Raw genomic sequence first — 14112 nt, 5'->3', positions numbered from 1 at the left:
CAAAGACGTTACCCCCTCCCTCGCCCTTATAGTTCTCAGCCTGAGCATCTCAGCTTATACCGTCTCAGCTTGTACCGTCTCAGCCTGTACCGTCTCAGCCTATACCGTCTTAGCCTGTACCGTCTTAGCTTGTACCGTCTCAGCTTATACCGTCTCAGCTTATACCGTCTTAGCTCAGTAAACTCTTCTTTTTTCTAATCAGCGCGGTAATCATCATTGCGATGCTTTCTGTTTCTTTGAGTAATTGATTGCCTACACTTGGTTCTATATAACCTATTCTAATACCGATAGTTATTTGAGTTATCACTTCAGCAGCAGAGCTCTTTGATATAAACAAAAAACGAATTTGCTCTTTTATCGATTCTCGCTCTATCCCCTCTGCAATGTTTGATGGGATAGATAGCCCAGCCCTAGTAATCTGATCACGAAATCCATAGTCTCTAACATCTTTCGTTAACTCATAAATACGACAACTCAAGTCACACGCACGTCGCCATATTTCTAATTTTTTAAAAGCCACCATATTCATCCTTGAATATTCAATATTAGTTATTTTTCTCGGCCTACAATGTCTAAAGCTCGGTTGAAGCTGTGACGATTAAAAGCCGAATAAAACTAAGACGATTAAAGACCGGAAAAACATCAAACCCCAAAAATTTTACACCTCGCCCTTCTAGATCTCAGCCTGAGCATCTCAGCTTGTACCGTCTCAGCTTGTACCGTCTTAGCCTGTACCGTCTTAGCTTGTACCGTCTCAGCTTATACAGTCTCAACTTGTACCGTCTCAGCTTGTACCGTCTCAGCTTGTACCGTCTTAGCTTGACCGTCTCAGCTTGTACCGTCTTAGCTTGACCGTCTCAGCTTGTACCGTCTTAGCCTGTACCGTCTCAGCTTGTACCGTCTCAGCCTGTACCGTCTTAGCCTGTACCGTCTCAGCCTATATCGTCTCAGCTTGTACCGTCTCAGCCTGTACCGTCTCAGCTTGTACCGTCTCAGCCTATATCGTCTCAGCTTGTACCGTCTCAGCCTATATCGTCTCAGCTTATATCGTCTCAGCTTATATCGTCTCAGCTTATACCGTCTCAGCTTGTACCGTCTTAGCTTGTACCGTCTTAACTTGTACCGTCTTAGCTTGTACCGTCTTAACTTGTACCGTCTTAGCTTGACCGTCTCAGCCTATACCGTTTCAGCCTATATCGTCTCAGCCTGTACCGTCTCAGCTTGTACCGTCTTAGCTTGTACCGTCTCAGCTTGTACCGTCTCAGCCTGTACCGTCTTAGCTTGTACCGTCTCAGCTTGTACCGTCTCAGCTTGTACCGTCTCAGCCTGTACCGTCTCAGCCTATACCGTTTCAGCCTATATCGTCTCAGCTTGTACCGTCTCAGCTTATACCGTCTCAGCTTGTACCGTCTTAGCTTATACCGTCTTAGCTTATACCGTCTTAGCTTGTACCGTCTTAGCTTGTACCGTCTTAGCTTGTACGGTCTCAGCTTGTACCGTCTCAGCCTATACCGTCTTAGCTTGTACCGTCTTAGCTTGTACCGTCTCAGCTTGTACCGTCTCAGCCTGTACCGTCTCAGCCTATACCGTCTTAGCCTGTACCGTCTTAGCTTATACCGTCCCAGCTTATACCATCTCAGCCTGTACCGTCTCAGCTTGTACCGTCTCAGCTTGTACCGTCTCAGCTTGTACCGTCTCAGCTTGTACCGTCTCAGCTTGTACCGTCTCAGCTTGTACCGTCTCAGCTTGTACCGTCTCAGCTTATACCGTCTCAGCTTGTACCGTCTCAGCCTATACCGTCTCAGCCTATACCGTCTCAGCCTATACCGTCTCAGCTTGTACCGTCTTAGCTTAAACTAAGCTGAATATATCCGCCGGGCTTTGTGGTGGGCTCATGGATCAATCCATGGAACTGATTATCTAACAGCAGCTGTTTATGCTCACTCACTTGAGTGGAGATGCACAGCTTTTCGCCAAGGAGTAAGGTTCTAAACTGAACGCTCGGCTTAGTCCAATTGGTCATTCCTAACTGTAAAGAATCTGCTAACGCGATAGGAGATAGGCCCTCACTGTTTTTCAGGTAGCACCTAAATTCACTGCCAGCTTTTGCGATTGCCGCCCGATAGTGCGTTAATTCGACCACGATATAAGCCATATCGACAACAATACCCAGCCCAGACTTGGCCATGCGGTCATTCAGATAAACCAACATATTAAAAGGTTCTATGATCGCTTGGGACTGGCCGTTTCGGTATAGTTTAAGTTTATGATTAACGAAGCTCTTCAATAGAACCGAAGCAAACGCGGCTCGATTATCATGGGGGTGAAAATGTGCCATATACATCATGACATGATCATCGTCTATCATGGCAGTATCGATAAAGTGGGCACTCACTTCATTGGTATTAAACAGGCTATAGTCAATCACAACATCACTATACTCAACACGGCTTGGTGGGAATAACTGTTGCTGCACACTTTTAGCGGCTTCGCTACACTGCTCCAACAAGGCCAAATTTTCGTTAAGCTCTAAGTATGACAGAGACTCTTGCTCATCGAAGTTTAGTGACTCTTCAAAAGAACTATTCAAGCATTCTCGGATGGAGTTTTCGATAAGGTATAAATCGGATACGGGTTTGACAAGGTAATCACTTGCGCCACTTCTTAATGCATCAATCACATCAGACATGGCTTGGTTACCAGAAATGATAATTGAGGGCGTGCCGGGTCGATGTTGATTCATCGCCTTTAGCATATCTAAACCGCCAAGTTTAGGCATGCTTAAGTCAGCAATAATGATATCAAACTTCTGTGCCTTAAAACGATTTAAGCCTTGCTCACCGTTATCGGCCTCAACGACGTTTGCACCGCGACTATCAAGGTAGGACGTGACAAGCTTGCGAAAGACTGGATCGTCTTCTACAAAAAGTATCGATAATTCTGTTAGCGCCATAAGCTGCCCTTTACTGACAACAGCGAAAACACACGTCCATGTTTATGTTTGCGCTTTAAGCGGAGCTTTTATTTTTATCTGTCCACTTATCGAATGCTATTCTAATTCCTGCATATACTCATCAAGCAACTCATCATTATCGTCACTTTGAGGAATATCACCGTCATATACCTGGTAATCTATATGTTGAAAATAAGCATCTTTAACGAAGGTATATGGGTCAAGAGCGTTATCAACCAATCGTTCCTGATCGATTGCAGCCGCTCGAGTATGCAAACTTTTAAGACCCCATTTTAGTGCTGATTGCCAAAACGTCAACTCAGATAGAGGAAAGTATAGTTCATCAACCCAGTCTGATGCGATTTCACGAGTGACATAGGGACCAATAAACGGTGCCATAAAATAGGGACCATTTGGTACACCGTAATAACCTAGCACTTCACTAAAATCGTCTTGTTTACGTGTCATGCCCATCATTTCGGCGACATCAATGACACCTAATAGGCCTAGCGTTGAATTAACGGTGAAGCGTCCGCCCGCATTGGCGGCCCAACCCCATTTGCCTTGCAGGGTGTTGTTAACTAGGCTAGATGGCTCTTCAAGGTTTAACACAAAATTATTAATCCCGCTTTTCACCGGATGCGGGATGTAATCATGATAGCCATGGGCAACTGGGCGATAAAAATACCTATCCATAAACAGATAGTTAAAATCCCACATGACGCGGTTAAAACCCTCTATAGGATCCCTTGGGTCGTTATAGGTTACTGTGATCTGTTTAGCATCATCCGTAGTGCTGTCTTCTGCAGCTTCAATTGAAGGCATTCCAAATATCGCCAGAGAAAACACAATCCATTTAAACTTCATAATTGTCTCTTTGAAAAGGAGTCAGTAGCACTCGTCTTTACCTTAGTACATTTTGGCTCACTGACTAAATTCTACATTCCAGCTAAAGTCGTATAGGGTTGGTGTCGATACAATCAATAAGACCTCTTAGCTGACTAAAAGCAATAAATTTAGCTGGAAATTTTAATTATTGCCCTAAAGATGGCTAAGGATACTGAGTCAAGTAACAAGGTCAAATATAAATTTGTGAATAAACATATCAAATTAGTTGTTTATATCATTTTTGAACTAAAAAGAGCCCATTTTGGATACTGTAACTAACACCACTACTGCGCCAAATAATTTACCAACAGGCTCTTTCGCTATCGAGAAGCCAGTAAGCTCACTGGTGCCAATTTCGTTACAAATGAGTAAATCAGGGTTAAGCGTTAACCTTTTAGGGCAACAATACAGCTTGAAAACCGTTCCGCCAATTCCGCTTCAGCAACTCAAACAAGCTCAAAACTTCCTTTTAAATATAGTGCAAATCAACGGCACCATAGCCCAAAGCACCCTATTTGCTCTAGGAGGGCCGATTAGCCTCCCCTTACCTCAAGCCTTATTAGCTGCAATTAGTCGTAGCAAAGCTCAAGAAAAGAAACTGCAACAACTTGCAAAACGAAAAGATGGCTATCCGCTACCCACTGCAAAAGTTAAAGGTAGCCAGTTACGTTTTGATAAAGGCCCTAGTTTTGTGCTGGAAAGATTGTGTACTAGCAAGCAAGGTGAATATACAGCAACAATAAGAAGTGTGGAGAATCAACTGCTTCTTGAGCTATCTCCGATCCATGTAAAAGCCAAAGTAAATTTAATCTCTACACAAGACGTGAGTAAGGAGTTAGCAGATCTAGCGACAGATCAGCCTGCAGAGCGAATTCAGCACCTCGCAAATCAAAAGACTGATGTTAACTTTCAGTACCGTAATCTATTCAAGTCATTGGAAGCTATAGACGAGAATGTTGATGTTAGCCTTGATGTGGCAGCTGATGCTAAATACCCATCGCCGGACAAAGAGCGGTTAGGTCAATCTCACAGCGAAGCAGGCATAGCTCCTACCCCTGCAACATCGGCTCACCTATTAGCGGACGCACTCGAAAAAGCGGGCGGCTTGCCTGGAAACAGCCCCGCGATGTCTAACGTCAAAGAGAATGCCAAAGAGAGTCTTGCATCAGCACTATTAAGAGTTCTTCCTAGGTTATCTCCCGAGACGTTAATTGAACTAAGCCAGCCACAGCGCCTTAAGCAGGTCATTATGGCAACAATCAACCAATCCCTCTCACCTAACGATTGGTTGAGCACACCATTGAATACGCATGTAAACACGTTAAACTTACTATTTCAGCTATTATTAGGACGAGCATCAGCTTCGCAAATAACCCCCGAACTGGCCAAAAAGCTGTCTATATTACAAGCTCACCTCGCACTTCCTGAGCCATTATTAAAACTGTTAGAGTCTTGCGCCTGCCAGGAATCCCTATCTAAGCTGTTAAGCAACTTGAACCTTTATCAACATGCCTCAAGTAGAAACGAGCAAATGATTAATTATTATTTCGCTATTCCCTATTCAATCAGCCATTACCAAGAGCAATTAGAGGGGCATATTCAAAAGGAAAAGCAATCCAATAATCCAAAAAACGATGTTTGGCGCTTACAGTTAAAGTTTAATCTAGCAAGTGGACCATTACTCATTGGTGCTCAAACACTTAAACATGATAATCCGCATTCTAGTGCACCGCTTAAGCTTAAATTTTCATGCAGTAATGAAGCTATCATCAATAAAATTGAGCTTCTTACGCCGTCACTCTCCCAGAAACTCGAGGGGATAGGATTTAGCCAAATATCGATTAGTACAAAGCAAGAGAATATTCCCGCAACAATTTTGCCCGGTGAACACTACTTAGTGAAGGTCGATGTGTAATATCCATCGTACTCGATATGTGCCAGTTCAGAGCCTCTCAGGCCTTCAATTAAAGACGCATTGATGCTTAGTACTAAAAGGCTTTATTCCGCACCTGCAGCCAAAAGAGAAACGTTATGACAGATTCAAGAAAACCTAGGCAAGCTGTTGCACTCAGTTATCAGTCAGGTGCCGCCCCAAAAGTCTCGGCCAAGGGGGAAGATAAACTCGCAGAGGAGATCATCGCCTTGGCGCAGCAGGCCGGGATCCATATACATCAAGATGAGTATTTATGTGATTTTTTACAGCGCTTAGAGATAGGAGACGAGATCCCGAGTGAGCTGTATTTACTTATCGCCGAGCTCATCGCTTTTGTGTATGTGCTAGATGGTAAATTTCCAGAGAAGTGGAACAATATGCACCAGAAGATAATGGAAGAGGTTTAAAGCTCAGACGATAAAAGCTGAGATGAACGGCCTACAGCCTACGGCACGTGACTGTTTGTATCAATGACTGTCACTACGGAACGCTTCGCTTACGGAAAACGAAGCCGAAAAAGCGAAAGAGATAAAGAGATAAAGAGATAAAAAGATAAAAAGATAAAAAGATAAAAAGATAAAAAGCCAAAAGTCTCTGCTTGAAATATCTTAGTTTGAACCGTCTTAGCTTGAATCGTCTTAGTTTGAACCGCCTTAGCTTGAACCGTCTTAGCTTGAATCGTCTTAGCTTGAACCGTCTTAGCTTGAATCGTCTTAGTTTGAACCGCCTTAGCTTGAATCGTCTTAGCTTGAACCGTCAGCGCAGCGTTCTGTGAGTGAGCCTGCGAACGTCCGTCTTTCGTGAGCGAAGCGTTCGTCTCAGCCTTTGATTTTATAGAAGGACGAAGTCCGCCCTTCTCTATTTCCCATGCAGACGGATCAGTAATTCGGCTTCGGCTTTGGGCAGTTCACATTCATCGATAAGTTCTTCGACACCGGCACCTAAAGCAACCATCTTCATTGCGCGAGAATACAGTCTAGACTGTGGATCTTGTTGGCTGCTCTCTTCAAGTTTAGCGTCTTGTTGAGCTAATTTTTTTTCTAGCTCTACCATACGACGCCCTACGCCAATCGTGCCGCTTCTAAGCTCTTGCAACTCACGTTTTACTGCTTCTCTTTGCTTATCGCCTTCTTTCACTAACAAAGTCAGTGCATCGACTTTTGCACGAAGCTTGCCTGTTTGCTTTTGTAAATAAAGCACCAATGCAAGACAAGCAATGATAAACACCAACACAGTAGCAATTAAAATTTCTTCGACAATCATTAATGACTCTTTAATATGAATTCTAAAGCCAAGACGAATAAAGCTAAGACGAACGCTTCGCTTACGGATAAGCCAAACCTTACGCTTTTATGTTTACCGTCTAAGCCTTTCTCGTATTGGCTATTTTAAGCTTTTCCGTCTTAGCTGCCTTCGGCTTTAGATCTGCGTCAGTTCCATCCACTCTTCATCAGATAATAACTTATCTAAATCAACCAAGATCAGTAGCTCGCTATCGCGGTTACTCACACCTTGAATGAACTTGGCACTCTCTTCAGTCCCGACATTCGGTGCATTGTCAATTTCTGAGCCACGCAGGTAAACAACCTCTGCAACGCTATCGACTAAAATACCGATAACTTGCTTCTCAGCCTCAATAATCACAATGCGTGTTGAGTCATTCACATCAGCTGATGCTAGACCAAAACGTGAGCGGGTATCGATAACTGTAACCACGTTACCACGTAAGTTTATAATACCTAACACGTAATGCGGCGCACCTGGTACTGGGGCGATCTCGGTATAACGTAATACTTCTTGCACCTGCATTACGTTAATCCCATAGGTTTCATTATCTAGCTTAAATGTTACCCACTGTAATACTGCGTCTTCGGTTCCCGCTGCTACGGCTGCACTGTTTGAACTTGTCATAATCGCCTCAATCAATAGCTCTGCTGCTATGTTCTAAACTATTTTAAATACTTTACTATGGTGCAAAGCATAGCTTCCAATGCTTTTCAATCCAATAGCCTTTACCATTTGTATCGGCAGCTTAACTGCATTCTTTATCAAGCGCATCATCTCTTAACGCTAAGTTATTAAGAGTAGACGAATAAAACTATTATGCTTGCTCAAAATCCAATCAATACACCGTTATTGATATTATTTCAGCTTGAGCTATTTAAGCTCTGCCTCTACTTGAGTTATTTAAGCCCTGCCTCTATTAGTGCACTATGTCGTGCACTATGTGAGAGGATCTTGGCAACCTAAACCTGAGCCCAACATTTGCACCAAGGCTTCGACATTTAAAATGCCACACATCTGCTCTTTTACCACACCTGCAAGCCATGGGCGTTTTCCAGCTTGGCTGCGCCAATTGACTTCAGATTTTTTAATCGTTATCGCATCAATTAATGACTCACACCCTAGCCCCCAATGACTATCTTCAAGTACGACTACATATTGATAGTTAACCTTTTTAACTAGCTTCTCGTCATATTTTTCAGGCATCACCCAGGCACAGGTATCGACAACATTAAGCTGTGTCTCCCGATACTGCTGTACGCCCATATACCACTGGGGGCGTCCCATTAATCGAGTTATCTTTTCTAAGCCGACTATCCCGCCGAGGCTCACTAAAGGGACTGCGAGCGTTAAACCCGCGACCTTAAAGAACAGCACCTGAAACTCGTCATCAAGCTGTTCTAATAAGGTTTGGGTTGACACTAAAGGCTCAATGGCCGATTTCACGTTAACTTGAGGCGCTATATCAAGCGCATTTTGGCTATCACTGAGCCCAGCAGGCTCAATTTGTCGATCCGCTTCTAGCACACCTAGAGGCTCGATCTTGGTCTCTTGTATATTGTTAGTGTTGTTGCCAGTACTTTTTATACGAGTAATACAATCAATACTGGCAATACAATCGATATCAGAGATAGCTTCGACACTAACCGCCTCTTTAGCGCACACCTCTTCGACTAGCTTGCCGTTTTCTTTAGGTGAGCGTGCGAACAATTGCTCTAATGCTTGCCGACTTAAGCGCTCATCTGTCTCTATAGTTTGTGGCAATCTGCTTTGGCCATAATGGCTTTGTGTTATTTTGTTGTCTATTACGGGTTTTGGTTGTGGCTCATTAAGCAACAGCGAAAAATAATCACATACCGCATCATCAACTGATTTTGACATGAGATAAATCCTTCGCGAGTAAATAATCGAGTAGTCTATTGTAGGCCTTCACGCCACGGCTACTAGGGGCGTAATGGGAAGCGGGTAAATGACTCAAACTGGCATCTCTAAATTTGGTATCAACAGGGATCACGTCCTGCCATAGCTCTTCGTTATAATCTTCATTCAGTTGCAACAAAGCGGCTGAGGCCGCGCGAGTGCGTTTATCAAACATGGTTGGCACTATGGTGTAGCTGTATTTGATTTTTTTTGAACGTCCCATTAGCAACATCGTTTTAACCATACGGTCGAGCCCTTTTATGGCCAAAAATTCAGTTTGAACTGGGACGATAATATGCTCACTTGCCGCTAATGCATTCACCATCAACACCCCCAACACCGGCGGGCAATCTATCAATACAACATCGTATCGATTTTCAACTAATTTTAGGGCCTTCTTTAAGATCAGCCCCATGCCTTCTTGGTGCCCTAAACTGCGATCAAGTGTCGCGAGTGCCATAGTTGACGGCATTAAATCTAACCCCACGACATTTGTAGGCACAATATGCATTTGAACACTGTCAGTTGTTAGGGTCTTATTAGCCAAAAACAGATCATATAAGGAGCAAGGTAATTGCTCACTATCAATACCAAGGTAATAACCTAGGGAAGCATGGGGGTCGGTATCAACCATCAATACCTTCAGACCACGCTTTACAAACGCACCAGCTAGACTGGCAACGGTTGTTGTTTTCCCCACCCCGCCTTTTTGGTTTGCTATGGTCCAGATTTTCAAAAAATAACCCTCGGTGTTATTACACGGCTCAAATATCGTTTAATCAGATTAATGACAGGGTTTTGCCCCAATTCATATGAGTTATATGAGTCATATCACTTAACCTTCAGGCTCTCTGGTTGTGACTCTAATACCACCATGGGGTAAACTAATTAGCTTCACACCGTCATCCCCCTCTATCACTGTCACGGTTTTTATCACCTTGCTCTTGGCGTTATGGTTACCGTTTTGCTTAATATCACTGGCCTCTTTTTGTGCGGAAGGCTCTATTTGTGCTGAAGGCTCTGCAAGGCTAGATTTATCATTTGATGCCTCATTTTCAACAGGCTCACTCTTTTTAATCGTCACTTTTTCAGCAGGTGCTGTATTTAGCGTCGCTCTGAGTGCTTGCTTACCCTCAGGCGGTTTAACAAGCGCCCCCTGTATTACTTTCTCTGACGTATTGACCGATGCTGACTCATCGCCATTATGGCTTGTGAGTGGGAGCTGAGATTGCTCCCCTTGATGAGCCCCCGGCCCTATAGGCAAAACCGTGGCTTCACCTTGCTTAGCCTTATCGACAAAAGACTGCACGAAATGCGGGTTATTAGCCATCCAATTTGCCATCACTTCGGCTTGCTCATCCGGTACCATCAGCAATACTTGGCTATTTTTAAGCTTTTGAACTTCGCTGGATAACAATTTGTTTTTATGCTGTGATTCAAAATACAGCGAACCGAACGTAAAAGATGCAATACTCAGCAAAAACAGTAATAGCAACGACAGCGTATTCATTTCACCGCGTTGCAAAATGACATTTTGGCCAAAAGCCATCTTAGCCATTGCAGGTCTCTTTTATAATAGATTCAGCCATATGCTCTAAGGCTATCGATTTAGTCGCAATACCAGCTGCCGTTACCGCTTGTGGCATACCATAAACCACACAGCTTGCCTCATCCTGCGCCCACACAGTAGCGCCGATGCCTTTAAGCATTCTCGCTCCTTCTCGACCATCGGCTCCCATGCCCGTCAATACCACAGCCAATACGTCTCCACCAATCACTTTAGAAGCTGAGGCGAAGGTGATATCGACACAAGGTTTGTAATTCATATCGGCCTTACCCGCAATCACCTTGATTCTGCCGTAAGCTCCGCCTCGCTCTAACATCATTTGCATGCCGCCTGGCGCTAGGTATGCGCAGCCTGGCTTTAACTGATCGCCGGTTTCCGCCTCTTTAACTTCAATCTTACACAAGCTATTAAGCCTTGTTGCAAAGGTTGGTGTAAAAGCGGCTGGCATATGCTGGATAAGCAAAATAGGATGCGGATAATTCGCAGGCAGTTGGGTTAATACCTTTTGTAGCGCAACCGGGCCTCCTGTAGATGTGCCGATAAGTAATGCTTTATACTTTTTTCCACTGCCACGAGTAATAACACTGGCTCGACTAGCAGACCTTTCAGTTGTACTCGCAGCCGCAGCGTTCGCCGCAGATGCGGTAACTGACGGCCGAGAAAAGCTAGATGAGGTGCGCGCTCTATCGGCGGCCCTCTCACTAGTAGCACTACTAGTATTTGCAGGTTGCGCTCTTTCATTGCCAGTCAGAGGCCTAGCAATCGGTCTAAATAAGCGTCTACGGCCTAATGCTCTAATTCGTTGCTGCAATAGCGCTATCGCATCATCTTTATTGCTAGCGATATCTTCAAAACGCTTTGGCAAGAAGTCTAAGGCACCAGCATCTAACGCTTCTAACGTTGCTTTGGCACCATCATGTGTAAGTGATGAGAACATTAGAATAGGAATTGGCTTGCTCGCCATGATCTGCTTTACCGCAGTGATCCCATCCATGACCGGCATTTCAATGTCCATGGTGATCACATTTGGATTAAGCTCTGCGGCCATTTTTACAGCCTCAGCACCATTACATGCGGTACCCACAACCTCTAGCTCGGAGTCTTTATTAACTATTTCACTAACGCGTCGTCTGAAAAAACTCGAATCATCAACGACTAAAACTTTAATGCCCATTCAAATTCCTTTACTGCACCACAGGCCTGCTCAATGCTGTATGTAAAAAAGGGAATAACAAAGCGTTATTCCCTAAGCTAACCAGAGCTAGCTCCTATTACGTGCGTAATGCTTAAGTAAACCCGGCACATCTAAAATCAGTGCGATGCCACCATCAGAAGTAATGGTTGCCCCCGCCATGCCAGGAGTGCCATGAAGCAATGTCCCTAACGGTTTAATCACCACCTCTTCTTGACCGATGAGTGAGTCCACCACAAAACCTATTTGCATCGTACCTAGCTGGACGATGACGACATGTCCATGCTGTTTGTCACCATGCCTAAAATTCAATTTATTGCGAGACAACCACTGCTCTAAATAAAAGAGTGGCACCGCTTTATCTCGGACAATGACGGTCAATTGACCATCAACCACATTAGTCTTAGTCAAGTCTAAGTGAAATATCTCATTCACGCTCGACAGCGGTAGAGCAAACACTTGCTCGGTAACTTCCACCATTAAGGTCGGCATAATTGCCAGTGTTAACGGCACCTTAATCTCAAGGCGTGTGCCCTTTCCTAGTTGTGAGTCGATATAAACAGAACCGTTCAGCTGGGTAATACGGGTCTTAACCACGTCCATACCCACACCACGACCCGAAATATCTGAAACTTCAACCTTGGTTGAGAACCCAGGAGCAAAGATAAGGTTATAGGCTTCTTCATCGCTCATGCGGGCGGCGGCATCTTCATCGAGCACGCCGCGACTGATTGCAATCCCTTTAAGTTTTTCTGGATCCATACCAGCACCATCATCCTCAATTTTAAGCAGGATGTGATCGCCTTCTTGGCTTGCAGATAATGTAATGGTACCTGTACGGGCTTTACCGTGAGCCTCACGAACATCTGGCATTTCGATACCATGATCGACCGAGTTTCTCACTAAGTGAACTAATGGATCGGCTAACGCTTCAACCAGATTTTTATCAAGATCGGTATCTTCACCGATCATAACAAGATCAATATCTTTATTTAAACTACGAGCTAAATCACGAACCACTCGAGGAAAACGGCCAAAGACTTTCTTAATGGGCTGCATGCGAGTCTTCATCACTGCGCCTTGTAAGTCGGCAGTCACTAAGTCAAGGTTAGCTAACGCCTTTGACATCTCTTCATCTTCACGCTCTACGCCAAGACTGAGTAAACGATTACGTACTAATACCAGCTCTCCGACCATATTCATGATCTGATCAAGCCTTGAGGTATCGACCCGCACCGTGGTTTCACCTTGGGGCATATTGCCGGTCGCTTTTGGGGCAGCTTTTGCGGCTGCTGGCTTTAGTTCTGGTTCTGGTTTTAGTTCTGGCTTTGGCTGTGGTTTATGCTCAGGTTTAGGCTCAGGTTTAGCTTCGGCCTTAACTGCAGACACCTGCTGCGATGTGGTTATCGCTTGTACCACAGGCTCTGATTTATTGGTTTCATGCGGTTCAGGAGCGGAGTTACTACTCTCCGTCACGCTAGATGAGTTACCAGGGCCTGTGCCTGAACCATGCAATTGATCGAGTAATCGTTCAAATTCATCATCGGTAATTTCATCAGAATCAACATCCGAGCCACTTTGCTCTATTACCGCAGGAGCAGCCGACTGAGTTTTAAACTGACCGGAGCCATGTAGCTCATCGAGTAATGATTCAAATTCGTCATCGGTAATGTCATCAGATGCAGATAGCGACTGTGCTGACAATGACTGTGCAGATAATGACGGTGTAGATGGTGAAAGTGTAGGAGCCTCATCCGCTGCATTGCCAGGGCCGTTACCCGTACCATGCAAAGCATCGAGCAAGGCTTCAAATTCGATATCATCGATATCATCAATGCTACCCGTGCCCACTGTGGGTGATGTTTGTTCAACCACTTGAGGTACTTGCGGCGCCGCCTGTTCAATAATAGGCTCTTGAACGATGACTGTAGACTCTACAGCAGGCGCCTTAACAACAGCTTCCTCCATTTCAGAAGGAAGCAGTTCACCTGCGCTTAATGTTTTAAGCTGCGCCAATAGCGTAGACTCGGCAGGGGATTGAGGTTGCCCAGCTTGCGTTTCAGCAAACATTGAGTTGATTGAGTCTACTGCTTGTAAAATGACATCCATCAAATTAGCAGAAACTTCACGTTTGCCTGTACGCAGTAGGTCGAAGGTATTCTCTGCTTCATGGCAGACATCTACCATGGGTGACAAACCTAAGAATCCTGCACCGCCTTTAACCGTATGAAATCCCCTGAAAATTGCATTGAGCAGTTCAGTATCATCTGGGTTATTTTCTAACGTGACCAGTTGTTCTTGTAGAAGTTCTAAAATTTCACCCGCTTCTATCAAAAAGTCCTGCAGTATCTCTTCATCAACATCAAAGGACATTC

Annotated in this window: 13 protein-coding genes; 3 read left to right on the top strand and 10 right to left on the bottom strand. The window is 44.4% G+C overall.

All coding sequences use genetic code 11. From position 1 onward, the window contains the following. Positions 1 to 169 precede the first annotated feature (169 nt). Positions 170 to 523 (bottom strand): four helix bundle protein, encoded by a 354-nt coding sequence (locus tag SHAL_RS07610; protein ID WP_012276586.1) that lies wholly within the window; start codon positions 521 to 523, stop codon positions 170 to 172. Positions 524 to 862: 339 nt separating this feature from the next. Here SHAL_RS07610 and SHAL_RS23045 point away from each other — a divergent pair, with 339 nt between their 5' ends. Continuing rightward, positions 863 to 1855 (top strand): hypothetical protein, encoded by a 993-nt coding sequence (locus SHAL_RS23045; RefSeq protein WP_150102073.1) that lies wholly within the window; start codon positions 863 to 865, stop codon positions 1853 to 1855. On the opposite strand, the gene SHAL_RS07605 is transcribed toward SHAL_RS23045, so the two are convergent. Further along, positions 1847 to 2953 (bottom strand): response regulator, encoded by a 1107-nt coding sequence (locus SHAL_RS07605; protein WP_012276584.1) that lies wholly within the window; start codon positions 2951 to 2953, stop codon positions 1847 to 1849. The genes SHAL_RS23045 and SHAL_RS07605 overlap by 9 nt on opposite strands. Positions 2954 to 3049: 96 nt before the next feature. Continuing rightward, the gene (locus SHAL_RS07600; RefSeq protein WP_012276583.1) at positions 3050 to 3820 is read right to left on the bottom strand and encodes an MlaA family lipoprotein; all 771 of its coding nucleotides are present in this window, start codon (positions 3818 to 3820) and stop codon (positions 3050 to 3052) included. Positions 3821 to 4103: 283 nt separating this feature from the next. On the opposite strand from SHAL_RS07600, the gene SHAL_RS07595 reads away from it, so the two are divergent. Together SHAL_RS07595 and SHAL_RS07590 are read left to right on the top strand one after the other, a co-directional pair. Beyond that, complete coding sequence (locus tag SHAL_RS07595) at positions 4104 to 5756, top strand: hypothetical protein (RefSeq protein WP_223296254.1); 1653 nt, start codon at positions 4104 to 4106, stop codon at positions 5754 to 5756. Positions 5757 to 5872: 116 nt separating this feature from the next. Continuing rightward, complete coding sequence (locus SHAL_RS07590; protein WP_012276581.1) at positions 5873 to 6181, top strand: EscU/YscU/HrcU family type III secretion system export apparatus switch protein; 309 nt, start codon at positions 5873 to 5875, stop codon at positions 6179 to 6181. A 451-nt stretch (positions 6182 to 6632) separates the two neighbouring features. Here the strand turns inward: SHAL_RS07590 and SHAL_RS07585 are convergent, their stop codons facing one another. The 7 genes from SHAL_RS07585 to SHAL_RS07555 all read right to left on the bottom strand — a co-directional run bounded on the left by SHAL_RS07585 (position 6633) and on the right by SHAL_RS07555 (position 14110). Then, positions 6633 to 7037, bottom strand: a complete 405-nt coding sequence (locus SHAL_RS07585) for a DUF2802 domain-containing protein (protein ID WP_012276580.1) — start codon at positions 7035 to 7037, stop codon at positions 6633 to 6635. A 156-nt stretch (positions 7038 to 7193) separates the two neighbouring features. Further along, entirely contained in the window at positions 7194 to 7685 is a 492-nt protein-coding gene (locus SHAL_RS07580; RefSeq protein ID WP_012276579.1) for a chemotaxis protein CheW, read from the bottom strand. A gap of 312 nt (positions 7686 to 7997) precedes the next feature. Then, positions 7998 to 8939: a chemotaxis protein CheW gene (locus SHAL_RS07575; protein ID WP_012276578.1), complete on the bottom strand. Its 942-nt coding sequence runs from the start codon at positions 8937 to 8939 to the stop codon at positions 7998 to 8000. Next, a complete protein-coding gene (locus SHAL_RS07570) occupies positions 8923 to 9714 on the bottom strand; it encodes a ParA family protein (protein ID WP_012276577.1) in 792 nt (263 codons plus the stop codon). The genes SHAL_RS07575 and SHAL_RS07570 overlap by 17 nt, the downstream gene beginning before the upstream one ends. Before the next feature lie 99 nt (positions 9715 to 9813). Beyond that, complete coding sequence (locus SHAL_RS07565) at positions 9814 to 10536, bottom strand: hypothetical protein (RefSeq protein ID WP_012276576.1); 723 nt, start codon at positions 10534 to 10536, stop codon at positions 9814 to 9816. Then, a complete protein-coding gene (locus tag SHAL_RS07560) occupies positions 10529 to 11719 on the bottom strand; it encodes a protein-glutamate methylesterase/protein-glutamine glutaminase (protein WP_012276575.1) in 1191 nt (396 codons plus the stop codon). Before SHAL_RS07560 ends, SHAL_RS07565 begins: the two co-directional genes overlap by 8 nt. Before the next feature lie 87 nt (positions 11720 to 11806). Next, the gene (locus tag SHAL_RS07555) at positions 11807 to 14110 is read right to left on the bottom strand and encodes a chemotaxis protein CheA (RefSeq protein ID WP_012276574.1); all 2304 of its coding nucleotides are present in this window, start codon (positions 14108 to 14110) and stop codon (positions 11807 to 11809) included. Positions 14111 to 14112: the final 2 nt, after the last annotated feature.

The organism is Shewanella halifaxensis HAW-EB4 (assembly GCF_000019185.1).
GTDB classification, from domain to species: Bacteria; Pseudomonadota; Gammaproteobacteria; order Enterobacterales; family Shewanellaceae; genus Shewanella; species Shewanella halifaxensis.
The sequence above is the reverse complement of the archived record's forward strand: the minus strand, read 5'-3'. Positions and strand labels throughout refer to the sequence as shown.

Bases quoted from the DNA above. Each gene is read 5' to 3' on its own strand.
- SHAL_RS07610 (WP_012276586.1), bottom strand. From the start codon at position 523: ATGGTGGCTTTTAAAAAATTAGAAATATGGCGACGTGCGTGTGACTTG.
- SHAL_RS07605 (WP_012276584.1), bottom strand. From the start codon at position 2,953: ATGGCGCTAACAGAATTATCGATACTTTTTGTAGAAGACGATCCAGTC.
- SHAL_RS07600 (WP_012276583.1), bottom strand. From the start codon at position 3,820: ATGAAGTTTAAATGGATTGTGTTTTCTCTGGCGATATTTGGAATGCCT.
- SHAL_RS07590 (WP_012276581.1), top strand. From the start codon at position 5,873: ATGACAGATTCAAGAAAACCTAGGCAAGCTGTTGCACTCAGTTATCAG.
- SHAL_RS07585 (WP_012276580.1), bottom strand. From the start codon at position 7,037: ATGATTGTCGAAGAAATTTTAATTGCTACTGTGTTGGTGTTTATCATT.
- SHAL_RS07580 (WP_012276579.1), bottom strand. From the start codon at position 7,685: ATGACAAGTTCAAACAGTGCAGCCGTAGCAGCGGGAACCGAAGACGCA.
- SHAL_RS07575 (WP_012276578.1), bottom strand. From the start codon at position 8,939: ATGTCAAAATCAGTTGATGATGCGGTATGTGATTATTTTTCGCTGTTG.
- SHAL_RS07565 (WP_012276576.1), bottom strand. From the start codon at position 10,536: ATGGCTAAGATGGCTTTTGGCCAAAATGTCATTTTGCAACGCGGTGAA.
- SHAL_RS07560 (WP_012276575.1), bottom strand. From the start codon at position 11,719: ATGGGCATTAAAGTTTTAGTCGTTGATGATTCGAGTTTTTTCAGACGA.
- SHAL_RS07555 (WP_012276574.1), bottom strand. From the start codon at position 14,110: ATGTCCTTTGATGTTGATGAAGAGATACTGCAGGACTTTTTGATAGAA.